Source organism: Methanococcus maripaludis (genome assembly GCF_013760955.1).
GTDB classification, from domain to species: domain Archaea; phylum AGJL01; class Methanococci; order Methanococcales; family Methanococcaceae; genus Methanococcus; species Methanococcus maripaludis_A.
Window position 1 is genome coordinate 315,897 of record NZ_JACDUL010000003.1, and the last position, 26,392, is coordinate 342,288.

Here is a 26,392-nt window from a genome sequence, read left to right on the forward strand (position 1 = left end):
TTACCTGTAACTATCTTATTTGTATAAAAATGGCATTGTGTCATCAATTCCTGGCACGAAACCTGTTGTTTCTTGAATTCTTTGCTGTGCTCTGTGGTAGATTTTTGATAGTGGAATTTCCACAGGACATACATCTTCACACTGTCCGCAGTTTATACAGCTGAAACTCATGTGTGACAGCCTTATTCCCTGGAACATTACTGGATCAGGCGGTATTGTTCCCTTATCAAGATAATCTTCACCTAAAGCACATTCTTTACAGAAGCATATCGGGCATACATCCCTACAACCGTAGCATTTTATACATCTGCTCCAGTATTCATTCCATTTTTCATTTGAAGGGTATTTTTCATCCAAATGTTCTTTTTGGAATTTTTTACCGAGATTGATCATTGATTTCTCGATTTTTCCCCTAATTTCAAGCGCTTTTTCAGAAGGTGCTTTAACATTTATGTAGCCTTCTTTTTGCGCATTTTTAAGTAATTCTTCTCCTTTTTCAGAACTAACTTCAACAAAAGTCCATCCTTTTTCAGCACCCCAGTTTCCGCAAGCGAGGTCTGCATTTCTTGGAACTTTTAATTCGCATCTTTGACAGTTTGATCTTCTTCCATATCCTTCTTCTTCGAGTTCATCGATTTTAACGGATTTTTCGCTTCCATCTTTTAATTCAATTATGAATTTACCTTTATCGATTTCTTCTTTGATTACATCTCTTGGATCTACATCATAAAATAGTTCAATCATCTTTTTTGCAGTTTGTGGAGGTACTGTCCCACCACAATTCAATCCAATTGTGTATATCTTGTCTTTGTCAATTTGATGTCTTTTTTCGAGTTCTATTATGGACATTGCGTCACATGGCTTTACAGATACTGCAAGATTCATATCTTTTAAGTGCTTGCTTATCATTTTTCCAAACATTGTTGGAGCACAGTGAAGTGAACCGCAAGTTTCAACCAGTTCTTTTGAATCAGTAACTAAATAGGGAAGTCCGTCATATACGTCTTCTCCTTTTTTAAGTGCTAAAACTCCATCAACCAGTTTTTTATCAAGAAGGTACTTGAAAAATGCAGTAACTGCCCCACCACATTCCGCATGCTTTAAAATATCTTCGTCCGTTGACTGAACTAAATAATAGCTCATTTAAATCACCTCAAAAATAATTATTAAATTTTTTCAACATTAACGGCACATATTTTGAGTTCTGCGGTTTTTGATACAGGATCATATGCGGAATTTGTTAGTTTGTTTGTTGCTTCCTCTAAAAAGTGGAATGACATGTAAACTACTCCTTTTATGACGTTTTCAGTTACTCTAGCATTCGCATTTACAGTTCCTCTTCTTGAAGAAACTCTAACTTTTTCTCCTGCCTTTATCCCTAAGTTTTTGGCATCTTCGGTGTTTATCTCAATGAAATTTTCGTCAATTTCGTTTGTGATACTTTCACACCTTCTGGTCATGGTTCCAGAGTTGTAGTGGAATATTATCCTTCCAGTAGTGAGTATAAGTGGGTATTCTTCATCTGTGAGCTCGTCAGCATCTTTGTGTTCAACTGGAACAAATTTACCGAGTCCGTTTGGCCTTAAGAATTTTTCTTTGTGGAGGATCGGTGTTCCAGGGTCTTCTGGAGTTTTACATGGCCACTGAAGTCCATCGATACCGAGTCTTTCAAAAGACATTCCTGCATATTGCGGAATAACTTTTGCCATTTCATCGAATATTTCTGATGCACTTTCGAAATTGAGTTTTTCACCAGCGCCCATTTTTTCGGCAAGTTTTCGAACGATGAGCCAGTCTGGAAGCGCTTCCCCTGGTGCGTCCACTGCTTTTCTAATTCTTTGTACTCTTCTTTCGGAATTTGTAAATGTTCCGTCTTTTTCAGCCCAGCAAGCTGCAGGAAGTACAACATCGGCGAGTTTTGCAGTTTCAGTTAAGAATATATCTTGAACCACAAATAGATCCAGACTTTTTAAAGCTTTTTCAACGTGGTTTATATCTGCATCAGCAATCATTGGGTCCTCCCCAACAATGTGGAGGTATTTTATCTGTTTTCCGGCTTCGTGTAATACTTCAGGACTTGTTAATCCAATTTCCCGGTTTAAATCTGCTGTTTCCCATAACTCTTCGAGTCTTTCATAAGTCTCCCCAACTTTCTGGTATCCAGGGAATACGTTTGGAAGTGCACCCATGTCACATGCACCTTGAACGTTATTCTGGCCTCTTAATGGATTTACACCAGTTCCAGGTCTTCCAAGGTTTCCAGTAACCATTGCAAGGTTACAGCATGATTTAACGTTGTCCACACCAAAGGTATATTCGGTAACACCCAAACAGTACATTATAGCCGCATTTTTTGCACCGCCGTACAATCTTGCTGCTTCAATTATTGTTTCTGCAGGAATTCCTGAAATTTCTGCTGTTTTTTCTGGAGTGTATTTTGAAACTACTTCTTTTAGTTCGTCGTAGCCTTCAGTTCTGTTTTTAATAAATTCTTCATCAGCCAGTCCTTCTTGGATAATGACATTCGTGATAGTATTTATTAAATCAATGTTTGATCCAGGCATAAGTTTTAAATGCAAATCTGCCATTTTTGCAGTGTGCGTTGTTCTTGGATCAATTGCAATTATTTTTGTTCCGTTTTCTTTGGCTTTTACAATACTTCTTGCTATTAAAGGGTGAGCTTCAAAAGTATTGGAACCGTAGATAAGCAGTACATCTGCTTGTGCTAAATCAGTGATTGAATTGGTCATTGCACCTGACCCAAAACATTCTCCAAGACCTACAACCGTTGGCGCGTGTCATATCCTAGCACAGTGATCTACGTTGTTCGTTTTCAGTACTGTTCTTGCAAATTTCTGCAAAGCATAGCTTTCTTCATTAGTGCCCCTAGCACATGAAAAGAATGCTACTTCGTCAGGAGAATATTGTTTTAATTTTCCTGCAATAAGACTTAATGCTTCATCCCACGTAGCTTCAATAAACTCCCCATTCTTTTTGATGAGTGGTTTTGTTAGCCTATCTTCGCTATGAACGAATTCATAACAGTAATTACCTTTTATACAGACCTTACCCTCGTTTACAGGGTGTCTTTTGAAAGGGTGGGAATCTACTACTTTACCGTCCTTAACTACGAGGTCAATACCACAACCCGTACCGCAGTAGGGGCATATGGTATGAACAACCTTAAATTCGGTCATTTATCCACCTTTTGATTTGTTATAAATATTTTAACCGTAAATTTAAAATCCTGACTAAATTAAAAATTTAAAAGTCTGTGAATCATAAATTCAAAGTTAAAAATTAATTTAAAAATATTTTTTGAGAAAAATGTAAAAATTAATCTCAAAAATTTCGCTTGTTCCATTGTGAATATTGTGGTCTTGTGGGGCCACACCTTCACATATAGGTTTACTACATATAATTACTTATCGATTTTATGTAATTAGAAATTATTAATACGTAATTATTATTCGTTAAAAAATATTCCAAATCAGTTAACTTCTACATAAAACCATTAAAAACGAAAAATAGAACATAAAACTTGTTAAATAATAAAAATATAAAAAAATATTTATTTTTGATATTTCGTAGAGTGGTCTTTTATATATTCATTACCTCGATCCATATAGTAACTTATATATATTACTGGAACTCCATATTGTAATGTGCGATAGTTGCACATCTTAAAAAGTGACATTCATATTCCACTTTTAAAGATCACCCAAAATATTTGTCCCAACAATAGAGAGATATCAAGAAATATCTTTTCTTTATATCCTTTTAAAAGAGCTTTTTTCAAAAACTTTAAAAAAATTTAAAATGATATTTTTGTCATTCTTATTTAAATACCCCATAAACGAGCATAGGAAATACGAGCGTTGCGTCTGCCCATATCTCAACGAAGTCTGCTTTTTCTTGGATTTTACCCCACGAAACACCTTCTTCTGGAGGTGCACCGCTTAATGAACCATCCCATGGAACCGCGGTTGTAATGTATATCGCATAATCAGTTCCCTCCCGGAATAGATTTGCATTTATTATGCTGTGTTTTGGAAGTGAGCCGCCTAAAACGATGCATGCTGTTTTATTTGCATCGATTGCCATATCGTTTAATTTCACGATATCGCTTGCAACGTCAATTTTTAAATCAGTTTCATTCTCATTCTTTTTAAAGAAGTAGAGCATATCTCCAATTGACCCGTCAGTAATTGCGGGGCAGAATATCGGTATTTTGTTTACATATGCCCAGTAGATAATTGATTTTTCTTTTTCTTCGCCTAAATTTTCGTCCATGAATCTTCCAAGTTCGAAACAAAACTCGCTTGCACTTATTATTTTATGTTCATCTTGCTGTTTTTTAGAAAGGATTTCAAAAAATCTGGTCATGTATGTTTCAAATTCAATGTACCTATCATTTGGAACGTATACATTTCCAATCCGGTTTATTCCTTTTTCTCGAAGATCTGAACCTGCCATGTCCCATTCTCCAAGAACAAACGGTTTTATGCATTTTATAAAGTCTTCTTCGATTCCACCGGCAGTGGTAACAAGCACATCAACTTTTTTGTGCTTTACAAGGTAAGATATAATTTCCCTAAGACCTGACGACACCATGTTTGAAGTATATCCCATAAAAACGACCAGTTCTTCGTTTTTACGGATATCTTCAATTTGTTTCCAGATTTTAACTGCTTTTCCAAGGTGCGTTGCTTGAAAACCTATTTTTTCATAATAATCTGTTAAAACGTCTTTTAAATCGATAGTCTTATCAAAATCGGGTCCTTCGATAAAAACACCGTTTAAATCCTCGCTTTCCTTAAAAACTACATTTTTTGGATCTGACATAAAAATCACCGAAAAATAATGTAAAAAATAATAAAATAAAAATTAAATAAAAATTAAATAAAAAAATTTAAGCTTTTGAAATCTTTTTCTTCAAGTGTGGCATTAACCCACCATTGTTTAAGATTTCCATCATGAAATCTGGAAGATTTTGGCCAGTTAATTCATCGCCTGTTGTAACGTTTTTAATAGTGCCTTTATCAAGGTCCACTCTTAAAACGTCGCCTTCTTTCACGTGTTTTGAAATATCTTTACATTCCAATAATGGAAATCCAATATTGATGGAATTTCTGTAAAAGATTCTTGCAAAACTTTCTGCAATAACCATTGATATTCCTAAACCTTTCAAACCAATTGGGGCGTGTTCTCTTGAACTTCCACAACCGAAATTCTTGCCGCCAACGATTATATCGCCAACAGTAGCTTTTTCCGGGAATTCTGGGTCGGTTCCAGTCATTGCGTATTTTGCAAGCTGTTCTTCGGTAGTGTATACAAGGTATCTTGCAGGTAATATCGCATCAGTATCGATATTATCCCCAAAAACCCATGTTTTGCCTTCGACAGTCTTTTTCATAATTCCACCAATTTAATTATTCTTCTATTGCTTTTCTGAGTACTTCCATGTCACATTCAATTTCTGTAGGCATTGTACTTGCTTTGATTGCAGCATCGGGATCTTTTAATCCGTTACCTGTTGTAATACATACGATTTTTTGCTCTTTGTCAATCAATCCCATGTTTATTAACTTGATAAGACCTGCGATTGATGAAGCTGAAGCAGGTTCTACGAAAATTCCTTCTGTTTGTGCGAGAAGTTTCTGAGCTTCAATAATTTCTTCATCGGTTACACTTTCTGCAAGCCCGCCTGAAGATTTGATTGCTTCAAGCGCTTTTGCAGCATTTACGGGGTTTCCGATTCTAATTGCAGTTGCGATTGTTTCAGGGTGTTCATCAGGAACTATTTCTTCAAGCCCTTCTTTTATTGCTTTTACGATTGGCTGTGCCCCTTCTGCCTGAATTCCAGTCATTTTTGGTAACTTGTCAATCATTCCTGTTTCTTTGAATTCTTTAAATCCTTTCCAGATTGCGCTGATGTTTCCAGCATTTCCGACAGGTAAAATTACCATATCTGGAACTTCAAAGTCTAACTGGTCGCAGATTTCAAAACCAATTGTTTTCTGACCTTCAAGTCTGAATGGGTTTACAGAGTTTAATAAGTAGAGTTTGTTTTCTAATGCAAGGTTTTTAACCATTACAAGAGCTTCATCAAAGTTTCCGTTGATTTGAATAACTTTTGCACCGTAAAACATTGCTTGAGCAAGTTTTCCAAGAGCTACTTTTCCTCCCGGAAGGAGAACGATACATTTCTTACCTGCTCTTGCAGAGTACGCTGCAAGTGATGCAGACGTGTTTCCTGTTGAAGCACAACCCACTGTTTCAACACCGAGTTCATTTGCTCTTGTAACTCCTACAGTCATTCCCCGATCCTTGAAACTTCCTGTTGGGTTTGCACCTTCGTTTTTAACAAATAATTCGTTTAATCCCAATTTTTTTGCGAGATTTTCACATTTATAAAGAGGCGTTCCACCTTCGTGAAGGCTTACAATTTTTGCAGGATCTTTAACAGGTAAATAGTCTAAATATCTCCATACACCGAGTTCTCTTTCCCTTAAGGACTCTTTTGAAACTTTTTCTTTGATGCTTTCAAAATCGTATTTAATTTCGAGTAATCCACCGCATTCACAGTTGTAAATTATGGTGTCAACATCGTATTCTTTTCCGCATACTCTGCATTTTTGAATCATATTCTCACTTGTTATTTTGATTGAATACCACTATCGAATTATAAAATATAAATGTATCACTAAATAAGAACTTCAGAATTGATTATCGATACCTTAAAAATCTTGAAAACTTTCGATTTAGAAAAGTTAATAGCATAAATCATAAATACTAATAATCGAATAAGGAAATTGGGGAACATAATCTTGTAACTATCATGCCACCAATTGATATCAAACCATTGTAGATATTGTGCATCTTGGATAAGTTCTATTTTCATTGGAAAGCTTTTTTTCTTTCCACCATTACAGATATTTTTTTATTTTTAATAGTGTTTTAATTGACGAAGTTATTTCATTAATTCTACCAATTTCTTCTTCTGAATCCAATTTTGAAAATAAATACTCGATTTTTCTATCGATTATCCTTAATTTATATTCATTTTTTGAATTTTCAGACGTTATTTTTACTTCTTTTTTCGAATCTTCTGAATACTCTTTAATTTCGATTTTAGGAGCGTTGCAGTTTGGGCAGTACTCTACACCGTCTTTTTCAAATATTGGAAACCCACATGAACTGCAGTGTTTTCCGAGCATTTTTGCCCCCTTTGCAAGCTCTTTTGAAGCAATACCGATTTCATCCACGTTACCACCAAATTTATATATTAATTAAAATAATATACAAAAAAAGGTAATGGTGGTTATTTTGTTTTTAGATAAAATAGTTAGTGCTCAAAGAGCCTACACTTTTGACGATGTATTATTGGTTCCAAACAAGTCCTATGTTGATCCAAAAACTACGGACGTTTCTATTGATATTGTAGGCTTAAAGCTCAACATCCCAATTATTTCTGCTGCAATGGACACAGTTTCTGAAAAAGATTTAGCAATTGCTCTTGCAAGAAGGGGGGGAATTGCAGTAATCCACAGAAACATGACTGTTGAAGAACAGCTGAAACACATCAGAGCTGTTAAAATGGCAGAAAATCTTGTAATTAGGGATGTTGTGACGGTTACCCCATCCAGTACTGTTTTAGAAGCTGAAAGAATAATGTACGAATACAACGTAAGCGGTCTTCCAGTAGTTTGCGAGAACAAAACTCTTGTCGGAATTCTAACTACAAGGGATTTAAAATTCGTTCCGGATAAACAGGTAGCTGTAGAAACAGTTATGACTAAGGACGTACTCCACGTACACGAAGATACACCTTACGAAGAAATTTTAAATAGACTTTACGAAAACAAAATTGAAAGACTTCCTATTTTGGATAAAAACACGAGAGAATTGCTTGGAATGGTTACTTTAAGAGATATCTTAAAAAGGAAAAAATACCCTGATGCAGCAAGGGATAGTGATGGAAAACTCGTTGTTGCAGCAGCTTGTGGTCCAAGCGACTTTGAAAGGGCTGAAGCATTGCTTTTAGCTGGCGTTGACGCAATTGCAATTGACTGTGCACACGCACACAATATGCAGGTCGTAGAAAACGTTAAAAAATTAAAAGAAATTTTGAAAGGATCCAAAACAAAATTATTCGTTGGAAATATTGCAACAAAAGAAGCTGCAGAAGATTTAATTAACGCTGGTGCAGATGCGATTAAAGTTGGAATTGGGCCTGGTTCAATATGTACAACAAGAGTTGTCGCAGGAGTTGGAGTTCCACAGTTAACTGCAATTGCAGAAGTTGCAGAAGTTGCTAAAAAGCACGGTGTTCCAGTAATTGCAGATGGCGGTATAAAATACAGTGGTGACATTGCAAAAGCAATTGCAGCTGGTGCAGATGCCGTAATGGTTGGAAGTCTTTTAGCAGGTACTGAAGAAGCTCCAGGATTATTAATGACCATCAACGGAAGAAAATACAAACAATACAGAGGAATGGGCTCCCTTGGTGCAATGTGCGGAAGTTCTGGAAACGTTGCAGACAGGTATTTCCAGAGCGGACACATGAAACACTCAAAACTTGTACCTGAAGGAATTGAAGGTGCAGTTCCATACAAAGGGCCTACAAGCGACATTATATTCCAGCTCGTTGGTGGTTTGAGATCATCCATGGGATACTGCGGTGCACAGAACCTTTCTGAAATGCACGAAAGGGCAAGATTTGTTATAATCACCCAAAGTGGTCAAAAAGAAAGCCACCCTCACGATGTTTTGATCACGAACGAAGCTCCAAACTATCCGATAAATACTGAAAGATAAATCTCTTTTTTATTTTTTATTTATTTAAAAAAAGTTTAAAATATTTTTAAAATAATTTAAAAAAATTAAATATTACTCGATATACTTTTTACCGATTTTTGACCTTATTTCTTTGAATCTGTCGCTTAAATCTTTTGTAACTGGGCCTAATTTTCCGTTGTTAATTATTCTTCCATCAAGTTCAACTACGTGGATTAATTCTGCTGCGGTTCCAGTGATAAATATCTCATCTGCAACGAATAAATCGTGTAATGTCATTTTTTCTTCGAAAATTGAATATCCTGCTTCTTTTGCAAGATCTACAACCGTATCTCTTGTAATTCCTTTTAAAACACTTGAAGAAAGAGGCGGTGTTTTTATTTTCCCATTTTTAATAACGAATATGTTGTCCCCAGTTCCTTCTGCAACGTATCCTTCGCTATCAAGTAAAAAAGCTTCCTGAACTCCAGCATAATTTGCCTGGATTTTTGCTAAAATGCTGTTTAGGTAATTTAAGGATTTTACTGCAGGGTTTAAAACATCAACAGGCAACCTTCTTATCGAGGAGGTTATAACTTTTATTCCGTCTTCTCCAAGAAGCGGTTTCATGGATTCTGCAATACAAAAAATTGTTGCTTTTGGACATTTTCTTGGATCGAGTCCTAAATCCCCGACTCCCCTTGTAACTACGAGCCTTATATAAGCATCTTTTAATTCATTTGCCTTTAACGTTTCAATAACGATTTCTTCCATTTCTACTTTTGAAACAGGTATTTTCATTGCAAGCGAATCTGCTGAGTCATATAAACGTTCGATATGTTCTTCTAATTTAAATACTACTCCATCATATGCCCTGATTCCTTCAAAAACCCCGTCACCATAAAGCAATCCGTGGTCATATACTGATACTTTCGCATCTTCTTTTTCTACGAATTTTCCATCGAGATAAATTTTCATGATTAAACCACCATCAAAAATACGTTTAATGCAGATTAGATTTTAATTCTTAATATTTTTTTGTATTTGAAAGGCTTTCCAAAAATCCATCGATATGCTCGATTTCAAGATGCGGCATTACAACAATTCTCAATGCTTCGACACACCTACAAACTGAAACGTACCAGTTCTCTTCTCGCAATTTCATACAGGTATCGTGTTTATCTTCGTCTTTTAGTGCAACAATATTCATTACTGGATCGATTGCAGTTTCAAAACCATATTCTCTGGCTTTTTTTACCAAATGCATTGTTTTTTCCATCGATTCGTTTACAAGTTTTTTGTATCCATCAATTCCAAGTAATTTCATAATTCCCCAAGTGGACGCGACTCCAACTCCAGATCTAGTTCCAATTAATGTTGCCTGCTGTTTTTCAGTTAAATACGGGGCATCAACATCCAGATAGTTTTTAAAGGTATTGTTCTTAAATAAAATTCCTCCCGCAGAAATTGGAGCAAGTCCCATCTTGTGCGGATCTATGGTAATTGAAGAAACTCCGTTCAGTGAAAAATCAAAATCGTAATTATAGCCTTTTAATTTGTATTTATCGTCCAAAAATGGAATTACAAAACCGCCAAATGCAGCATCCACGTGGAGCAAAATATCGTTTTCAACCGCAATTTTGGATAATTCATAGATATTATCGATTGATCCAAGTTCAGTACATCCTGCAATCCCGACAATCCCAGAAATTTCGTTTTTAGAGTCTTCAATATAATCTCGAATGAATTTTACATCCATTGTAAAATATTCCGTTAAAGGGGGCCTTACAACGTTTAAATCCATCATATCTCTTGCTTTATCAAAAGAAAAGTGTGCAGTTTCAGGAATTATAATATTTTGCTGTTTATCTTTTGATTTTGAGATATTTTTAAATGCCCTCATTGCCGTGAGGTTTGCTTCCGTTCCACCAGAAATAATATATCCAAAAGCGTTATTATTATGCAAAATACCGCCGAGCATTGAAACTACTTCTTTTTCTAGCTTTGAAGTACCTTTGAATAATCCTGGGTCCCCCAAATTTGTTTCAAAAAACATTTCTGAAATTTTTCGAGCCATTGGGTGTGGTTTTGTGCACATTGAGCCTAAAATGTAGCCTTCTTCATATTTTAAATCCTGGCTCCTATATTTTCGTAATTCCTTTAAAATATCCTGTTCGTCCATCAGTAATCTACCAGTAAAGATTTTCTAATTTCTGTTAATTTTAATTGTTTATAAAATTATTGTAATTTTAAAATCACATCTAATCAGTTAATTCAACTATTTAAAAAAGAGATTTTTGTAAATATTTACAATTTTATTTTTCTTTTTGCTTTTCTGTCAGCCCAGCATTGAATGCAGATTCCAACAGGTAAAGATGCAGTATGACATCCATTTACCTCAATGAACACATCTAAGGCAGTTATTTTTCCACCAAGCCCCATTGCACCGATTCCCAGCTGATTTATCTTGTCCAGTAATTCTTTTTCCAGATTTCCGATTATTTTTTCAGGATGTCTAGTTCCAAGATCCCTTAAAAGAGCTTTTTTAGCGAGTTTTAATGAAATATCCGCAGTTCCACCTATTCCTACACCCAATACGATTGGAGGGCATGGTTTACCGCCCGCATTTGCAATTGTTTCGAGTATAAATTTTTTTATTCCATTTAAACCTTCAGAAGGGGTCAGCATCTTTAAAGCGCTCATGTTTTCGCTTCCTGCGCCTTTTGGAAATACGGATATTTCGATTTCATTATTCAAATTTTCACTAAATTCAAAATTTATAAATGGTGCCCCCATTCCTGTATTTGTACCCAAATTTTCCCTTGTAATCGGATTTACAACGTTTGGCCTAAGTGGAACCTCGGCTGTTGCTTTTTTTACGCCGTTTTCAATTTCTTTAAGTATTTCAATTATTTTTTCACTTGAAATTCCAGTTCCAATTTTCAAAAAAATAACTGGAACCCCAGTATCCTGACAAAGCGGGATCTGTTTTTCTTCTGCAATTTTATTGTTTAATTCGATTGCTTTTAATATACCCTTACATGCACCATGCTCTATTTCTTCAGCGTGTTTTAATTTGGATTTTACATCATCTGGAAGATAAATTGAGGCTTCTTTAAATAATTCGACAACTATTTCTGAAATATTACCCATAAAAACACCAATAATTATATCCTTTTTAAAATTTCTAACGGATTTGTTGTTAATGAATTTTCAAGTTCCCTAAATGACATTCCTGCACCAAGTCCCACTTTTCTTGCAAATTCATAGGTTATTAAATCGCTTGGAGCGTGCGTATCTGTATTTATAACCATTGGAATTTTTAATTCCCTTGCAACAGACACTACGTGACCGTTTGTAAGTGAGTGGCCTTTTCTAGATGTTATTTCAAAAAATATATTATTTTCAAGAGCATTTTGTGCAGTTTCGATGTCAATTAATCCAGGGTGTGCTAAAATATCCACATCTTCTGAAGATGATGCGTAATAATTTGTTTTTTCCGCCACAGGCTCAACTGGTGTTTCTCCGTGAACTAAAACAATTTCTGCACCCTCATCTTTACATTTTCTGGCCATTTTTGGGATTGATTTTGGTGGAATGTGTGTTAATTCAACACCCACAACAATCTCAATATCGCCCCAGTAGTTTGAAAGTTCTTCTTTTGCTAAAGTATTTTTTTCGATTAATTCCTTGTAATTACTTGCATCTGCGTGATCGGTTATTCCTATTGCCCTGTGTTCCAATACAATAGCCCTTCTTACCAATTCTGAAGGAATAAGTTCCCCATCACTGAATATCGTGTGGGTGTGAAAGTCGTACCTCAAAATATCACCAAAGCCCAAATTTATAATGTATCCAATTATAACTAATATCAAATAAATAATTTCCATGTGGAGAAATTATGGCAGAAGAAAAAATAATAAACTTGTCTCATGAAATTAAGAATTTTGTATATCCGAATGACCCTGAATTTAGCGTAAAAACTAAAAAAAATGGTAAATACTCGGTTTCAGAATTAAAAATGGGCGTTCATACGGGAACGCATATCGATTACCCGCTGCATATTGGGCTTACAAATGAAAAATTTGAAAATGTTTTTGGAAAGGGCTACTGTATTTCAATTGAAAATTTAGACAATTTTTTTAAAAATCCGCCCAAAAATTTAGAAATATTGTTAATAAATACGGGTTTTTCAAAATATTGGGGAAATGAAGAGTACTTTGAAAAGGAATGCGATATTGGAAAATATGTTGAAAAGATAATTTCCCTAAATCTAAACGCTGTTGGAATAGATTGCTATTCTATCGGGAACTTCGAAGTTCATGAAAAAATTTTATCTTCAAAAATTAAAATAATTGAAAATATGAAAAATCTTGAAATTCTGGAAAATAAATCGTTCAAATTCTTTGGATTTCCACTGAATATTGAAAAAATAGATGGATCTCCAATTAATGCGGTTGCATTTCTTTAAAAATACTATTTTTTAAATTTACCTTTTAAAAAAGTGTTGTATTGGTATTTGATTTTTTGATAACATTGATTTTTTTATTAAGGATTATAATAGTATTTATTGACAAAAAAATAATTTTTCTGTATGTATTATATACTAATAACAAATACTTTGATATGACATATTGCAAATATTTTATTAAAATAGCTATCTTCAACTATATCTATTAGATAAGTTAATGACCAATATTTATATAGGTATTAACCCTTAATAGATTTTATATTACCTAGATTAATCTATAGTATATATTGAGGTGTAAGATATGAAAGTGGCAATATTAGGTGCAGGATGTTACAGAACACACGCGGCATCCGGAATTACAAACTTTTCAAGAGCAGCTCAAGTTGCAAAAGAAGCAGGAATGCCAGAAATTGCAATGACGCATTCAACAATTACAATGGGTGCAGAATTGTTACACTTAATCCCTGAAATTACAGAAGTTGTTGTTTCAGACCCTTGCTTTGGTGAAGAACCTGGTATGATAGTACTCGACCAGTTTGACTACAAAGCAGTTATGGAAGCACACCTAGCAGGTGAAGCTGAAAAAGTAATGCCTGAAATCAGAGCAGCTGTGACAGCTAAAGCAAAGGAAACTCCAAAACCTCCTAAAGGATGTATTCACTTCGTACACCCTGAAACAATAGGTTTAAAAGTAACTGCAAGCGATGTTGAAGCTGTAAAAGATGCAGACATTGTAATTACATGGTTACCAAAAGGCGGAAGCCAGCCAGCAATCATTGAAAAATTCGCAAGCGAAATCAAAAAAGGTGCAATTGTAACACACGCATGTACAATTCCAACACCTAAATTCGCAAAAATCTTCAAAGACTTAGGAAGAGACGATTTAAACATTATTGCATACCACCCAGGAGCAGTTCCTGAAAATAAAGGCCAGGCATTCCTTTCAGAAGGTTTAGCTGATGCAGAAAAAGTAGAAGAATTCTACTGTATTGCAAAAGCTGCTAGAGGAGAAGCATTCAAAATGCCTGCAAAATTAATCAGCCCGGTATGTGACATGGGTTCAGCAGTTACCGCACCTGTTTACGCAGGTATTTTAGCTTACAGAGATGCAGTAACCCAGATTTTAGGTGCTCCTGCAGACTTCGCTCAAATGATGGCTGACGAAGCAATTACACAGCTCTTAGATTTAATGAGAAGCGAAGGCATTAAAAACATGGAAGATAAATTAAATCCTAAAGCATTAACCGGTACTGCGGACAGCATGTGCTTTGGTCCTTTAGCAGATATTCTTCCTGCTTCATTAAAAGTGCTCGAAAAACACGCAAACGAAAACAAATGCGAATGTGGCAATTCAATAAAACCTTAAATACAATAAAATATATTTCTTTTTTAATTTTCAGCGTAATTTACAATCCGGTGGTTTAATGATATTTTCGAAAATAAGAGGCAATTTTCAAGACCTCAAAGATGGAAAAATAAGTGTAAAACAGGGTTTAATCACAAAATCGGATGCAATTGAATTATTCAATATTAAAAACTGGAAGGATTATTTAGAACTTTTTTCAATAGCTTCTGAAGTTAGGGATTTTTTTAAAACTGAGATTGAAATCACTTCAACAGTTCACGTAACAAACGTCTGTTCTGTAAATCCAAAATGCGAATACTGCGGTTTTGCTGCAGGAACGAGCTCTGAAGGGTATGTAAAACCATTTAGATCAGATGATGATCAGATAAAATCCTCTGCTGTTGCAATTGAAAATTCAGGTATTAAAAGAGTTAGCTGTTCCTCCGGACATGGTTACAGTGGAAAAGAAGTAATAAGGGCACTTAAAGCAGTTAAATCAGCTTCCAATTTAGAAGTTTTGGTAAATGCTGGAGCCGACTTAACTGAAGACTGTATTTTAGAACTTAAAAAATATAATATAAACACAATATGTTGCAATCTTGAAACCATTAATAAATCCATTTTTAATAAAGTTAAACCCGGAGAAAATCTGGATGATAGAATAACTGTTTGTAATCTAGTTAAAAAATATGGAATTGAACTATCTTCTGGTCTTTTAATTGGAATAGGGGAAACTTACGAAGATAGGGCTGAACACCTCTTCTTTTTAAAAGAACGGGATGTTGAAGAAATTCCAATAATGGGCTTTAATCCGTACAAAGATACGCCTATGGAAAAGTGTCCGAAATGCTCTGCAATTGAGCAGGCAAAAACTATCGCGATTGCAAGACTATTGTTCCCAGATATTCGGATTACGTCACCAACTCCAACAATGGGCCCAGAATTAGCCCAATTTGCACTTTTGGGCGGTGCAAGTAATATTGCTACAGTAATTCCCGATAACCACCCGATGAACATTAAAGGTGTTGGAAATCCAAAAACAGGAAATCTCAACGATGTCATATGTATGATAAAAGAACTTGGACTAATTCCAAAACTAAATTAATTATTCCCATCCGCAAATAAGGTGAAATTATGAAAGAACTCATACAAAATTCATTAAATGATCTTGATTCTGCAATGGAACTTCGTGAAATTGTTATCAACAAAATTAACAATCAAAAATTAACAGAATCGGATATTATCGAAATTGTAGATGCTGTTGATGATCTAAGTTTTGAAGATACACAAAAATTAGGAAGTATTTTTCGTAGATTCCCACTAGGTTGCGATATATTGGAAATTGGGGTTGGGCCTTGTGCTTCATCATTAACCCTGCCACAATTTATCGAAAACTGTGTTTTAACAGATCATATGGGTTTTCCAATACACCTTTGCGGATATGCTCTTGCAGATATTGCAGAAAAAGAAGGATTAACACCAGTTGCGGTTATGAACGAAGTATATGATAACGTTGAAGTTCCACTCGATCTCGACCATTTTGGAAGATTTGGTCCAATGAGGTTTCCAAAAGAAATAACACACTGTATGGGAGACTGCTACTATAACGGACCGCCGTACAAAGGTTGCCCAAGGGACAGGATTCATAAAAGACTCAGCATAAAAGAAAGGGAATATTCCAACGAATTTGGAGAATGGGTAAAAAAATCGGCAACAGTCTGTGTAAATGTTGTTGAAGAACAGGGTGCTGGAGACCACGGTGCAGATATTTCTGAAATGGAAGACGTTTCAAAAGCGGCTCATAAATTTGGTAGGGGGGTTGAAGGAATATTCCATATCGGAAACGGTTACGAAGATTTAATATCCGGTTTAAAGGCCTGCAACGATTTGGAAGTTGATGCACTCGTAGTCGAAGGGGGGCCATTTAACAGGTCAGATGACAGACTCAAAGATTTTGCAAAAGCAGTTGCTGTTTCAAGAATCCTCGTTAAAGGGGGAGTTGTTGCAACAAACGGTGCATACGAAGATGAATGTAGAGTTGGACTTAGAAGTGGATTAAACGTAATATTATCAGGATTTAGTGGTAACCACCACGGATACATGTGTGGATATAATATTAAGGAAGCTAGACGGAATAATTTTGGACTTCCAAGAGTTTTAAAAATAATGAAAGAAGAAGCTGAAAAAATTAACATTTGTATTGCAAACAGGGAACTTTTAAAAGTGCTTGCAAAAAGCAGCAGATTTTTAAACTACAAAGGAAACCATATGATATATCCTTCGATGATTGGAGATTATTTTATGGGTGACGCCCACTGGGTAGCGGTTACGAACAGCAAAATGTATAACTCGCCATACTTTGGAAAAACACTTGATTCTCTCGAAGAAGAATTAGACTGTAATAAAGTCGGGGTTCTTGGCGGAAGGTATATTTCGTGGGGTATTGCAGATGCACTGAAACCTGAAGAATTATACGTAAGCGATGTTGACCCGTGGGTTGAGCATGCAACCGTCAAAATCTTAAATGATAACGGAATAAATGCATATGCTTGCAATGGTAGTGATAAAAAGGCTCTTGAAAGTGCTGACAAATCAGTAATTACTACCATGATACCTGAAATATTAATCAGAATTAAAAATAAATTTGATGCTATATCTTTAATTTAAACCTGCCAAGAGAGGCAGGCGCTTCTTTTGGTGGTCAGATGAACTGGAAAGGACATATTACTCTTGGAATAATAATGGGGCTTCCATTTATATCTGCTCCTGAACAGATTTTTTTACTGGTTGCTGGAGCACTCTATCCAGATCTAGATCACGACGTAAAATCAGAAATAGTTCAAAGGGGACTCTATATTTCAGGAGGCCTTATCTTAGTTTCTATTTTAGCATACCTATTTCGACCAGAATATTTCAACGTGGGATTTTTTATAGCTGCAATTTTGAGCAGTTTAATCTACGTTATTCCATATTATGCAGAACATAGGGGAATTACGCACACTTTTTTTAGTTTGGGCGTTATGTCAATTATATTGGGATATTTAACGTTTAAATTATCGATAATATCCCCAATAATGGCTTCTTTGATTGCTTTGATAATGGTTACAAACAACAATTTGCTTGGAAAAAGTATTGCAATTTCTGTTTTTGCATGGGTTTTGTACAGTATGATTTCGACGTCTTTTACGACATTTCAGGGGTTAAAATTTTACATAATTCCAATCGCTATCGGTTATTTGTCACATATCGTGGGTGACTGCATAACGCCAATGGGGTGCAAGGCACTTTATCCATCAAATTATACATTTAGAAAAAAAGAAGGTTTTTTTGGAGTTGCAATATGGGCACTCTTGGTCTTTTATGTTGTAAAACTCGTTTAAATTAAAAATAAAAAATAAACTAAAATAAAAATTATTTGATGTTTACAAGGTGCGCTGCTTTTTCTGCATTTTCCCTTGCTTTTGTAATATCATCTGACACTGCAAGGGCAACACCCATTCTTCTTCCAACTTTTGCGATAGGTTTTCCAAATAATCTTATTTTTGTGTCTTTTACTTTTGAAGCTTCGTGGATTTCATATTCTGGGGCCCATTTGAGAATTTCTGACTTTATAACGTGACTTGCACCTGGAAACAATATGTCAACGTTTACTGGGAGTCCCAATATTGCCCTTGCATGAATTTCAAACTCGCTCATTTTTTGAGTTACCATTGTAACCATTCCTGTATCATGTGGCCTAGGTGACACTTCACTAAATATCACTTCGTCATCCAAAACGAAGAGTTCTACACCAAAAATACCGTATCCACCAAGTTCATCGGTTATTTTCTTTGCCATTTCCTGTGCTTTTGCCTTTGTTGGTGCGCACATTGGGTGAGGTTGCCAGCTTTCATGGTAATCCCCGTCAATTTGAATATGCCCTATTGGTTCGCAGAACTTGGTTCCTTCAGAAGTTCTTGCAGTTAAAAGAGTAATTTCATAATCAAATTTGATAAATTCTTCGACGATTACCTTTGTTCCGATTCCCCTTGCAGCGCTTTTTGCGTAATCCCATGATTTCTCGATATCACGTTCAGATTTAATCGTACTCTGTCCTTTTCCTGATGATGACATGATTGGTTTTATGACACATGGAATTCCAATTCTTTGAACTGCTTCTTTTAATTCTTCCAGTGATTCTGCAAATTCATATTTTGCTGTCCTTAACCCCAATTTTTCAAATGCAAGCCTTCTGATTCCTTCCCTGTCCATTGTAAGCTTTGTTGCATTTGCAGTTGGAACTACGTGATATCCTTCTGTTTCCAGTTCTTTTAATGTATCCGTGTTTATGGCTTCGATTTCGGGAACAATTAAGTCAGGTTTTTCCCGTTCAATTACTGCCCTTAAAGCTCCACCGTCTTTCATATCTATTACGTGGAATCTATGTGCTACCTGCATTGCAGGTGCATTTTCGTAAGAATCAACTGCAATACATTCTACACCAAACCTTTGAGCCTCGATAATTACTTCTTTTCCTAATTCCCCACTTCCAAGAAGCAGTATTTTCTTAGCATTTGAAAAAAGAGGAGTACCAACCATTGTTTCACCAAGCGTGTTAATTCATAACAGTATTCTAAATTTTATAGATAAAAAATATAAATAAATTTTGTTATAATATATTATAAGTTTAATCATGGCTTATTTTAAATTTCAACATTTTTTAATTGTTTTGAAATAAAATCAAAACTTGTGATATAACTTTGAAACTAATCGGTGAACTAAATGCCTCAAAAAGACTCCTGTCTTGATGATATATTAGAAACTTCTGAAAAATTGGAAAATATGTCCCAAAATAAAGATATCGAAACCATAAAATTGAGCGATATAATCGAAAAAATGATCGAAATAAACTCGATCGTTAGAATTGAAAAAATCTTTGAAGAAAAGATCGTGTCTGGAAACCCAGTTGTAAACGTCGTTGTAAATGATGGATCTGCAAGAGGGCTTTTATCTCTTTGGTCTGAACAGATTGATCTTTTGAACGGTATAAACGAAGGAGATGCAATATTGATTGAAAATGCGCATGCTCCAAAAAAATATAAAGATAGAATACATCTGGCACTCTCAAAATCTGGTAATATCTCAAAATATGAGTCAGGTCTGCCCAGCATTGATGAACTCTTGAAAAATTCCAATGCTAAAAAGAACGATTTTTCAAGGAAACTTATTTCTGAACTAAAAGAGGGAATGGGTGCTGAATTAAGGGGATTAATTGTTGCAATTCATTCAAAAGAACCCTACTTTCCAGTTTGCGATAAATGCAATAAAAAAATGGTCTTAAAAAAAGGTTATGCGATTTGTAAATGCGGAAATAAAGTTGATGAAGAAGATGAAAATTTAAAATGGCTGTTTTTATGCACCTGCACGCTTGATGATGGATCAGAAACCATTAGAACTACATTAAATGATAATACGGAATATTTAGAATTTAAAGAACTTAAAAGAATTATTATCGATGATGAAAATATTTTGGATGTTTTAAACGAAAAAATGCTGGGGTTAGACATATTAGCATCCGGATTTACAATATACGATGAATATCTAAAAGATACGGCTTTTAGATGCAATTCATGGAATAAAATAAATGTTATGGACGAATTTAACAATAAATTAAAGGGATAAATCATGTATAAACTTCAAAAAATTGGAGACGTTGACCAGTCGCTGATTGATGGCAAAATCGCACTTATCGGGACCGTTATTGGAATGGAAAATGAAGATAATTACGATAAATTAGAAATTGAAGATGCTTCTGGAAAAATTCTTGTGTCTAAGGATAAATCTATTGAAATAATTCCTAGTTCACGTGTTTTGGTTTTTGGAACTGTAAAAATAACTCCAAAAGGGCTTATTATATTTTCAGAAGCTGTAGTGGATGTTAGCGAGTCGTCTCCAAAATTACTTGGGAAATTTATGGAAAAAATAGAAAATTACGATATTTAACGGTGTATTATCATGAGGATACCTGTAAAAAAAATACCGATAAAAGAAATAACTTCTGGAAAATTTGTTGAAACCGAAGGCCAGTGGGAATCAAATTACATTGTAACCGAAAACTCGGAAAAGGTCTCAAGGGTTGCACTATATGGTGTGATAGTTTCAAAATACTCAAATATTGCAAAGGAATTCTGTTCTGTTACTGTCGAAGATCTAACTGATGATATTCGAGTTTCAGGTTTTAAAGGAATGGCCAAAAAACTTGAAAATTTCAATAAAGGAGACGTTGTACTCGTTGTTGGAAGGCTTAGAAAAGATTTAAAAGAAAATACATACGTATTTCCTGAAATCGTTAGAAAAGTTGAAGCTGACGAATTTTTCTTAAATGTCTTTGAAAATTACTAGTGTGGTTAGAGTGGATTTTGAAATAATATCCTACAAAACGATAAATTCCACAAATCTTTACGCTTACGATTTGGGAAAATTGGGTAAACGAAATAAAATCGTAGTTTCAGAAATTCAAACTCACGGGAAAGGCCGGTTGGACAGATCGTGGTTTTCTAACAAAGGTGGACTTTATTTCTCGGTTTTAATGGATATTAAAGACGTTGGAAAACTTGAAAAAATAAATTTCCTTGGATCTCTTTCGGTTGTAGAAACTTTAAAAGAATTTTCGGATAAAAAATTTGAGATAAAATGGCCTAATGATGTTTTATTTGAAAATAAAAAAATATGCGGAATATTAACTGAATTAAACGTGAGTAGTGGTTATTTGGTACTTGGAATTGGACTAAATATAAACAATACAATTGATTCTGAAATTAAAGAGATCGGAACTTCGTTAAAAGAAATAGAAAATCTAGAATTTAACGTTGATTTAATTTTAAATAAATTTATTGAAATATTTACTAAAAATTTAAAAATTGACGATGAATTACTTCTTGAACGTTACAAAAAATACTCAAAAACCATGTTTAAAAATGTGAATTTGATAATCCTCGAAAAAACAGTAACTGGAAAGGTTGTTGATATCTCATACAACGGAATTCATATCAACACCGGAAATTACGTTGAAGTATTTAACGCTGGAGATTGCATCCATTTAAGATAAAAAGGTGATAATTTGATCTACAAATTGAATGGAAGAGGTTATGACTCAAATTCGTACCTGATAGTGGATAAAAAGGTCATTTTAATAGATCCTGGAACTCCAGGAACCTTTGAACTTTTAAAAAAGGATGTTTTAAAGTATACTGACAAAATAGATTATATTATAAACACCCACTGCCATTTTGACCATGCTGGAAGCGATTATCTGTTTCAGGAAGAATTCAATGCTCCTGTTTTAATACATGAATCCGAATTACAACACCTTGCAACAGATACTGAAGTAACAGTTAGCAGGCTTTTTGGTGTTAATTTAACGCCCCCAAAAGATATTTTTACAATTGGGGAAGTTGAATCCGAATTAAACGAAATTGGAATTGAAATAATACATACTCCAGGACATACTGCTGGAGGAATAAGCATTTTGTATAAAGATTCGCTAATTACTGGAGATACGCTATTTGCGTACGGCGTTGGACGTAGTGATCTTCCAACAGGAAATCTTATAAGTTTGCGAGAATCCATAAACTTGCTCGAAAAAATAGCCTATAAAAACGGAGTTTTAAAAATATACCCTGGCCACGGAGAAGCTGGCGATTTGAGCGCATTTTCAAATGCAATGTTATTTATATAAATTAAACCCCCAAACTAATCATCGTTTTAAAATGTTGTGGTAAAAGATGTTGGCGGCACTAATACCCGTATCCCCCCTATCAAATGTTAAATCAAGACTGAAAGAATTTTTAAGTTCTGAAGAACGAATTGAACTCATAAAAAACATTCTTCTCGATACTTACGAAACCGTGAAAGAATGTTCTGATGCCTGCTACGTTGTAAGTAAGGATGAAGAAATTTTAGAATTTTCAAAAAATCTTGGAATAATCCCAATTAGAGAAGATAGCAGCGTTAAAGGATTAAACGAAGCTATAAGCTTTTCTTTAAAATTTATAAAAGAGGATTCTATTTTAATAACTCCTGCAGATGTTCCGCTCTTAAAAGAAGAGAATTTAAAAGCAGTTACCGATAAATCAGTTAAAAATTCGATAGTTATATGTCCTTCAAGGGGTGGTGGCACGAATTTGCTCCTTTTAAATCCCAAAGAGTGCATCAAAACACAGTTTGAAGGATTTAGCTTTTTAAAACATATTGAAGAAGCCGAAAAAAACAATTTAAAAGTAATAAAATGCCATTCTTTCTACACTTCGATAGATGTAAACACCGTTGAAGACTTAGGAGAAATTTACATTCATGGAACTGACACAAAAACATATCAGTACTTAAAAAATCTCGGTATAGAAGTACTGCCAAAACATTCGTCCGCCGGAAGATTTAATGTAATAAGAAAATAAAAATATATTTTTAAAAATAAGTTAGGGTCTCATGCCCCCAACACTTAAACCCATTTTTTCGTCGAATCCCATTATAATGTTCATATTTTGAATTGCCTGACCACTTGCTCCTTTTACAAGATTGTCTATTGCTGAAACTACGACAATTCTTCCGTGCTGGTCGATTTCAAATCCTCCGATGTCACAGAAGTTAGTTCCACGAACTCCAGTTAATGAAACCATCCCTTCTTCAAAAATTCTTACGAAAAATTCGCCGTCGTAGAATTCTTCATAAATTTCAATTACATCCGCCCTGCTTACGTCTTCTTTTAAATACGAATGTGCAGTGGTTAAAATTCCCCTTGTAACTGGAAGTAAATGGGGAGTAAATGAGACTTTTAATTTTTTATTTCCAAGATATTCGAGTTCTTTTCCAATTTCAGGGCTGTGTCTGTGTTTCGTTATTTTGTATGCCCCAAGATTTTCATTTACGTTTGGAAAATGCGTGGTCTGACTTGCTTCAACCCCTGCACCACTTACTCCAGATTTTGAATCAAAAATTATCCTTTCATCAACTAGATCATTTGCAACCAATGGTGCCATTGAAAGAATTGCTCCTGTTGGGTAGCATCCAGGATTTGCAATTGTTTTTGACTTTTTTATTTTTTCCCGGTGAAGTTCTGGAAGGCCGTAAACCGCAGATTCTATTTTTCCAGTGTGTTTCAAACCATACCATGATTCGTACATTTCAATGTCTTCAAACCTGTAATCTCCACTCAAATCGATTATATTGATTCCTTTTTCATGTAGTATCGGAACTATTGCCATTGATGCCCCGTGAGGCGTTGCACAAAACACAATATCTGTATCGATATCTTCTGGAGCAATATTTTGGAATTCTAAATCATTATAGTTTCTTAAATTTCTTACCTGCGGGTGAAAATCGGTTAACTTTTTTCCAGCCTCTTTTCGTGACGTCACATTCAAAACTTCGACTTTCTCGTGAGTTGAAAGGAGTCTTAAAAGTTCTGAACCTGTATAACCCGTTCCGCCTATTATCGAAACCGTTTTCATTAAAACCACCTTTTAAAATAATACGAATATTTTTGCTGTATAAAATAAACCTTGATAAAATAAAAAAGTAATGATTCTTCCACATTAGAAATCATTTTGCATATTTCAAAAATTAAAAATAATTAAAAGTATCCTATCTGCCATTTTTCGTAGTGTACTCGTTCTTTATCGAATTTTTCCACAGGAACTGGCTTTTCTGCAGGATGTCCTAACGCCACAACTGAAAATGGAATCACATTTTCCGGTGCATGCAAAACTTTTCTCATTTTTTCGACTCTTTCTTCTACGGGGTAAAATCCAAGCCAAACCCCGCCGATTCCCCGATCCTGGGCTTCGATTAATATATTTTCAGTTGCTGCGGCACAATCTTGAGCCCAGAACTGTTTACATGACCCATTTACCCTACCCATATTTCCGCAAACTACTATTGAAACCGGTGCTTCATTTAACATTTCTGCTTGCCTGCTTATTTTAGAAATTCCTGAAAGCATATCTTTATCCCGAACAACTACAAAATCCCAAGGTCGTTGATCACAGGCACTCGGTGCAGACATTGCTGCTTTGAGCAGATCGTCGACAATTTCTTCTGAAACGTCTTCAGAAGTGTAGTGTCGGATACTTCTTCTTTCAAACACTGCATTCATATTTTAACCCCTCTTTTTCGTTTAAATGTATTTTAACCCCTAAATTTGGTTTCCACATATAAAATATCAATCCTTCAAAGACATATATTTTACCACTGAGTGCTAATTATTAGATAACCTAATGACAATTTTATATATCTTGATTGCTATAGTGACTATCGGTGCTCATATGATAGGAACGTGCATGCGATTTTCAAAACCTGAAAAAGGAGTAGATTTTACAGATTGGGGCCTTCATTTTTGCCCAAATATTGATGAACACTTCAAAAATAAACTTAATGGGTTTCATGCGCCTATCGTAGATATAGGAACCCCGAATAAAACAGAAGGACTTGAAAAATTAAAAAATATAATTGATAATATCCATGGAGCAGATTATTTAACAATACACCTCCACAATGGAAAAGAGCCTGAATACTATACTCTTTTAGATAATGTTTCAAAATTGAACGAATATTCAAAAAAAAGAAACATTGAACTTTGTATCGAAAATTTAAGAAAGGGATTTTCCTCAAAACCTGAAAATATAATGAATGTTGCAGAGGAAACCGGATGCAGAATAACTTTTGATATCGGACATGTTGCCTATGAAAACAGAATGCACTGTATCGACCTTTTTTCAGATAAAATTTACAACGTACACACTTACGAAAAAGAATACGACAAAATAGGGCATGTTGCTCCAAAAGATTTAACAAATTTAAAACCTGTTTTAGATGGCCTTTTAGATGTTGGCTGTGATTTCTGGCTTATAGAATTGATGAATGTCGAAGAAATAAAAAATACGAAAAACATGTTAAATAAATACCTTGAATACCATAAATAAATTAAGTATTTCTAATTAATTTGGGTGTTATTTTGGATATCGAGTTTAAAAAATCGTTTAAAGAGTTAACTTTATCTAAAGATTGCTTAAAAATTATAGGGGAAAATAAAATTGATTTAAAAAAAATTGCAATTGGAGAATTTTCTGGAAGGGATAGTGCGGCTGCAATTATAAAAGCTTTTGAAAATCCAGAAATTGATGCAGTTTTACCCATTTTAGCATTTACTGGTACAGATTACGGTGAAAAGGAAATTTTTTATCGAAACTGGAATGTAATAAATAAAAAAATTAAAGAAACTTACGAAAATAAAATATTACTGCCCCTTCACTTTATTTTTGAACCGAAACTCTGGAATGCGCTTAACGGAAGATTTGTTGCATATACTGTTCAAAAATACGGTTATTACACGCCGTGTATCGGGTGTCATGCTTATTTAAGAATGTTAAGAGTTCCTCTTGCAAAACATCTTGGAAAAAAAATTATTAGTGGGGAGAGGATACTCCACGATAATGACTTTAAAATAGACCAGTTCAAAGAAACTCTCGAAACTTACTACAAAATATGCGAAGAATTCGATGTAGAACTTATTTTTCCAGTAAAAGACATTAAAGATGGGTCCAAAATAAAAGAAATTATTGGGGATAATTGGGAACAGGGTCAAAACCAGTATTCTTGCATGTTTAGTGGAAATTACCGAGATCTGGACGGCAAAGTAATATTTGAAAAGGAAAAAATTGTAAAAATATTAAACGAATTCATATACCCTGCATCCATTGAAATATTGAAAAAAGGATACCAAAACAATTTTAACTATCTCGAAACAGTGAAAAAGTTTCTTTAAT

The 26,392-nt window shown here is 34.6% G+C and carries 27 protein-coding genes; 14 read left to right on the top strand and 13 right to left on the bottom strand.

Features of this window, described 5'->3' with window-relative positions; translation table 11 throughout:
• Window positions 1-15: 15 nt before the first annotated feature.
• From HNP90_RS06955 to HNP90_RS06980, 6 genes are all read right to left on the bottom strand, one after another.
• On the bottom strand, window positions 16-1,143 hold the full coding sequence (locus HNP90_RS06955; protein WP_011977516.1) for a Coenzyme F420 hydrogenase/dehydrogenase, beta subunit C-terminal domain: 1,128 nt from the start codon (window positions 1,141-1,143) through the stop codon (window positions 16-18).
• A 23-nt stretch (window positions 1,144-1,166) separates the two neighbouring features.
• The gene (locus tag HNP90_RS06960; protein ID WP_011977515.1) at window positions 1,167-3,197 is read right to left on the bottom strand and encodes a formate dehydrogenase H subunit alpha, selenocysteine-containing; all 2,031 of its coding nucleotides are present in this window, start codon (window positions 3,195-3,197) and stop codon (window positions 1,167-1,169) included.
• A gap of 640 nt (window positions 3,198-3,837) precedes the next feature.
• Entirely contained in the window at window positions 3,838-4,845 is a 1,008-nt protein-coding gene (locus HNP90_RS06965; RefSeq protein ID WP_011977514.1) for a deoxyhypusine synthase, read from the bottom strand.
• Between the two features lie 67 nt (window positions 4,846-4,912).
• The gene (locus HNP90_RS06970) at window positions 4,913-5,416 is read right to left on the bottom strand and encodes a 3-isopropylmalate dehydratase small subunit (RefSeq protein WP_011977513.1); all 504 of its coding nucleotides are present in this window, start codon (window positions 5,414-5,416) and stop codon (window positions 4,913-4,915) included.
• A gap of 16 nt (window positions 5,417-5,432) precedes the next feature.
• Window positions 5,433-6,647 carry a threonine synthase gene (gene thrC / locus HNP90_RS06975; protein WP_011977512.1) on the bottom strand — a complete coding sequence of 405 codons (1,215 nt, stop codon included), beginning with the start codon at window positions 6,645-6,647 and terminating at the stop codon, window positions 5,433-5,435.
• 282 nt (window positions 6,648-6,929) lie between these two features.
• A complete protein-coding gene (locus tag HNP90_RS06980; RefSeq protein WP_011977511.1) occupies window positions 6,930-7,268 on the bottom strand; it encodes an Sjogren's syndrome/scleroderma autoantigen 1 family protein in 339 nt (112 codons plus the stop codon).
• A gap of 49 nt (window positions 7,269-7,317) precedes the next feature.
• Here HNP90_RS06980 and guaB point away from each other — a divergent pair, with 49 nt between their 5' ends.
• A complete protein-coding gene (guaB, locus tag HNP90_RS06985; protein ID WP_011977510.1) occupies window positions 7,318-8,820 on the top strand; it encodes an IMP dehydrogenase in 1,503 nt (500 codons plus the stop codon).
• Window positions 8,821-8,892: 72 nt separating this feature from the next.
• On the opposite strand, the gene ilvE is transcribed toward guaB, so the two are convergent.
• From ilvE to HNP90_RS07005, 4 genes are all read right to left on the bottom strand, one after another.
• On the bottom strand, window positions 8,893-9,756 hold the full coding sequence (ilvE, locus tag HNP90_RS06990) for a branched-chain-amino-acid transaminase (protein WP_011977509.1): 864 nt from the start codon (window positions 9,754-9,756) through the stop codon (window positions 8,893-8,895).
• Between the two features lie 49 nt (window positions 9,757-9,805).
• Window positions 9,806-10,960 carry a tyrosine decarboxylase MfnA gene (gene mfnA / locus HNP90_RS06995; protein WP_011977508.1) on the bottom strand — a complete coding sequence of 385 codons (1,155 nt, stop codon included), beginning with the start codon at window positions 10,958-10,960 and terminating at the stop codon, window positions 9,806-9,808.
• 125 nt (window positions 10,961-11,085) lie between these two features.
• On the bottom strand, window positions 11,086-11,931 hold the full coding sequence (locus tag HNP90_RS07000; RefSeq protein WP_011977507.1) for a fumarate hydratase: 846 nt from the start codon (window positions 11,929-11,931) through the stop codon (window positions 11,086-11,088).
• Between the two features lie 14 nt (window positions 11,932-11,945).
• On the bottom strand, window positions 11,946-12,602 hold the full coding sequence (locus tag HNP90_RS07005) for a histidinol phosphate phosphatase domain-containing protein (protein ID WP_048060434.1): 657 nt from the start codon (window positions 12,600-12,602) through the stop codon (window positions 11,946-11,948).
• A 77-nt stretch (window positions 12,603-12,679) separates the two neighbouring features.
• Here HNP90_RS07005 and HNP90_RS07010 point away from each other — a divergent pair, with 77 nt between their 5' ends.
• The 5 genes from HNP90_RS07010 (at window position 12,680) to HNP90_RS07030 (ending at window position 17,974) form a co-directional block, all read left to right on the top strand.
• Window positions 12,680-13,249 (top strand): cyclase family protein, encoded by a 570-nt coding sequence (locus tag HNP90_RS07010; protein WP_011977505.1) that lies wholly within the window; start codon window positions 12,680-12,682, stop codon window positions 13,247-13,249.
• 301 nt (window positions 13,250-13,550) lie between these two features.
• Complete coding sequence (gene hmd / locus HNP90_RS07015; protein ID WP_011977504.1) at window positions 13,551-14,615, top strand: 5,10-methenyltetrahydromethanopterin hydrogenase; 1,065 nt, start codon at window positions 13,551-13,553, stop codon at window positions 14,613-14,615.
• Between the two features lie 58 nt (window positions 14,616-14,673).
• Window positions 14,674-15,699, top strand: coding sequence for a 5,10-methenyltetrahydromethanopterin hydrogenase cofactor biosynthesis protein HmdB (gene hmdB, locus HNP90_RS07020; protein WP_011977503.1), 1,026 nt, complete (start codon window positions 14,674-14,676; stop codon window positions 15,697-15,699).
• Window positions 15,700-15,728: 29 nt separating this feature from the next.
• Window positions 15,729-17,261: a 5,10-methenyltetrahydromethanopterin hydrogenase cofactor biosynthesis protein HmdC gene (gene hmdC / locus HNP90_RS07025; RefSeq protein ID WP_011977502.1), complete on the top strand. Its 1,533-nt coding sequence runs from the start codon at window positions 15,729-15,731 to the stop codon at window positions 17,259-17,261.
• A 38-nt stretch (window positions 17,262-17,299) separates the two neighbouring features.
• Window positions 17,300-17,974 (top strand): metal-dependent hydrolase, encoded by a 675-nt coding sequence (locus HNP90_RS07030; protein ID WP_011977501.1) that lies wholly within the window; start codon window positions 17,300-17,302, stop codon window positions 17,972-17,974.
• Between the two features lie 31 nt (window positions 17,975-18,005).
• Here the strand turns inward: HNP90_RS07030 and purT are convergent, their stop codons facing one another.
• Window positions 18,006-19,172, bottom strand: a complete 1,167-nt coding sequence (gene purT / locus HNP90_RS07035) for a formate-dependent phosphoribosylglycinamide formyltransferase (protein WP_011977500.1) — start codon at window positions 19,170-19,172, stop codon at window positions 18,006-18,008.
• Between the two features lie 183 nt (window positions 19,173-19,355).
• Here purT and HNP90_RS07040 point away from each other — a divergent pair, with 183 nt between their 5' ends.
• Genes HNP90_RS07040 through cofC form a run of 6 tightly spaced genes read left to right on the top strand, consistent with a single transcriptional unit; the run spans window position 19,356 to window position 23,026 of the window.
• Window positions 19,356-20,255: a hypothetical protein gene (locus HNP90_RS07040; protein ID WP_011977499.1), complete on the top strand. Its 900-nt coding sequence runs from the start codon at window positions 19,356-19,358 to the stop codon at window positions 20,253-20,255.
• Between the two features lie 3 nt (window positions 20,256-20,258).
• On the top strand, window positions 20,259-20,576 hold the full coding sequence (locus tag HNP90_RS07045; protein WP_011977498.1) for a hypothetical protein: 318 nt from the start codon (window positions 20,259-20,261) through the stop codon (window positions 20,574-20,576).
• Window positions 20,577-20,588: 12 nt separating this feature from the next.
• A complete protein-coding gene (locus HNP90_RS07050; protein ID WP_011977497.1) occupies window positions 20,589-20,975 on the top strand; it encodes an OB-fold nucleic acid binding domain-containing protein in 387 nt (128 codons plus the stop codon).
• A complete protein-coding gene (locus tag HNP90_RS07055; protein ID WP_011977496.1) occupies window positions 20,956-21,681 on the top strand; it encodes a biotin--[acetyl-CoA-carboxylase] ligase in 726 nt (241 codons plus the stop codon). Before HNP90_RS07050 ends, HNP90_RS07055 begins: the two co-directional genes overlap by 20 nt.
• Window positions 21,682-21,693: 12 nt before the next feature.
• Window positions 21,694-22,311, top strand: coding sequence for an MBL fold metallo-hydrolase (locus HNP90_RS07060; protein WP_011977495.1), 618 nt, complete (start codon window positions 21,694-21,696; stop codon window positions 22,309-22,311).
• A gap of 46 nt (window positions 22,312-22,357) precedes the next feature.
• Window positions 22,358-23,026 (top strand): 2-phospho-L-lactate guanylyltransferase, encoded by a 669-nt coding sequence (cofC, locus tag HNP90_RS07065; RefSeq protein WP_011977494.1) that lies wholly within the window; start codon window positions 22,358-22,360, stop codon window positions 23,024-23,026.
• A 21-nt stretch (window positions 23,027-23,047) separates the two neighbouring features.
• Here cofC and argC read toward each other — a convergent pair whose 3' ends face one another.
• Both argC and HNP90_RS07075 read right to left on the bottom strand, forming a co-directional pair.
• Window positions 23,048-24,079: an N-acetyl-gamma-glutamyl-phosphate reductase gene (gene argC, locus HNP90_RS07070; protein WP_011977493.1), complete on the bottom strand. Its 1,032-nt coding sequence runs from the start codon at window positions 24,077-24,079 to the stop codon at window positions 23,048-23,050.
• A gap of 122 nt (window positions 24,080-24,201) precedes the next feature.
• Complete coding sequence (locus HNP90_RS07075; RefSeq protein WP_011977492.1) at window positions 24,202-24,723, bottom strand: nitroreductase family protein; 522 nt, start codon at window positions 24,721-24,723, stop codon at window positions 24,202-24,204.
• A gap of 169 nt (window positions 24,724-24,892) precedes the next feature.
• Here HNP90_RS07075 and HNP90_RS07080 point away from each other — a divergent pair, with 169 nt between their 5' ends.
• Window positions 24,893-25,549, top strand: a complete 657-nt coding sequence (locus HNP90_RS07080) for a sugar phosphate isomerase/epimerase family protein (RefSeq protein ID WP_011977491.1) — start codon at window positions 24,893-24,895, stop codon at window positions 25,547-25,549.
• Between the two features lie 32 nt (window positions 25,550-25,581).
• Window positions 25,582-26,391: a hypothetical protein gene (locus HNP90_RS07085; RefSeq protein WP_011977490.1), complete on the top strand. Its 810-nt coding sequence runs from the start codon at window positions 25,582-25,584 to the stop codon at window positions 26,389-26,391.
• The last annotated feature ends 1 nt before the right edge of the window (window position 26,392 follow it).

Bases quoted from the DNA above. Each gene is read 5' to 3' on its own strand.
- purT (WP_011977500.1), bottom strand. From the start codon at position 19,172: ATGGTTGGTACTCCTCTTTTTTCAAATGCTAAGAAAATACTGCTTCTT.
- argC (WP_011977493.1), bottom strand. From the start codon at position 24,079: ATGAAAACGGTTTCGATAATAGGCGGAACGGGTTATACAGGTTCAGAA.
- HNP90_RS07050 (WP_011977497.1), top strand. From the start codon at position 20,589: ATGAGGATACCTGTAAAAAAAATACCGATAAAAGAAATAACTTCTGGA.
- hmd (WP_011977504.1), top strand. From the start codon at position 13,551: ATGAAAGTGGCAATATTAGGTGCAGGATGTTACAGAACACACGCGGCA.
- HNP90_RS07055 (WP_011977496.1), top strand. From the start codon at position 20,956: ATGTCTTTGAAAATTACTAGTGTGGTTAGAGTGGATTTTGAAATAATA.
- guaB (WP_011977510.1), top strand. From the start codon at position 7,318: ATGGTGGTTATTTTGTTTTTAGATAAAATAGTTAGTGCTCAAAGAGCC.
- HNP90_RS07075 (WP_011977492.1), bottom strand. From the start codon at position 24,723: ATGAATGCAGTGTTTGAAAGAAGAAGTATCCGACACTACACTTCTGAA.
- mfnA (WP_011977508.1), bottom strand. From the start codon at position 10,960: ATGGACGAACAGGATATTTTAAAGGAATTACGAAAATATAGGAGCCAG.
- HNP90_RS06955 (WP_011977516.1), bottom strand. From the start codon at position 1,143: ATGAGCTATTATTTAGTTCAGTCAACGGACGAAGATATTTTAAAGCAT.
- hmdC (WP_011977502.1), top strand. From the start codon at position 15,729: ATGAAAGAACTCATACAAAATTCATTAAATGATCTTGATTCTGCAATG.
- ilvE (WP_011977509.1), bottom strand. From the start codon at position 9,756: ATGAAAATTTATCTCGATGGAAAATTCGTAGAAAAAGAAGATGCGAAA.
- HNP90_RS07010 (WP_011977505.1), top strand. From the start codon at position 12,680: ATGGCAGAAGAAAAAATAATAAACTTGTCTCATGAAATTAAGAATTTT.
- HNP90_RS07080 (WP_011977491.1), top strand. From the start codon at position 24,893: ATGATAGGAACGTGCATGCGATTTTCAAAACCTGAAAAAGGAGTAGAT.
- HNP90_RS06970 (WP_011977513.1), bottom strand. From the start codon at position 5,416: ATGAAAAAGACTGTCGAAGGCAAAACATGGGTTTTTGGGGATAATATC.
- HNP90_RS06965 (WP_011977514.1), bottom strand. From the start codon at position 4,845: ATGTCAGATCCAAAAAATGTAGTTTTTAAGGAAAGCGAGGATTTAAAC.
- HNP90_RS07030 (WP_011977501.1), top strand. From the start codon at position 17,300: ATGAACTGGAAAGGACATATTACTCTTGGAATAATAATGGGGCTTCCA.
- HNP90_RS07045 (WP_011977498.1), top strand. From the start codon at position 20,259: ATGTATAAACTTCAAAAAATTGGAGACGTTGACCAGTCGCTGATTGAT.
- hmdB (WP_011977503.1), top strand. From the start codon at position 14,674: ATGATATTTTCGAAAATAAGAGGCAATTTTCAAGACCTCAAAGATGGA.
- HNP90_RS07040 (WP_011977499.1), top strand. From the start codon at position 19,356: ATGCCTCAAAAAGACTCCTGTCTTGATGATATATTAGAAACTTCTGAA.
- thrC (WP_011977512.1), bottom strand. From the start codon at position 6,647: ATGATTCAAAAATGCAGAGTATGCGGAAAAGAATACGATGTTGACACC.
- cofC (WP_011977494.1), top strand. From the start codon at position 22,358: ATGTTGGCGGCACTAATACCCGTATCCCCCCTATCAAATGTTAAATCA.
- HNP90_RS07000 (WP_011977507.1), bottom strand. From the start codon at position 11,931: ATGGGTAATATTTCAGAAATAGTTGTCGAATTATTTAAAGAAGCCTCA.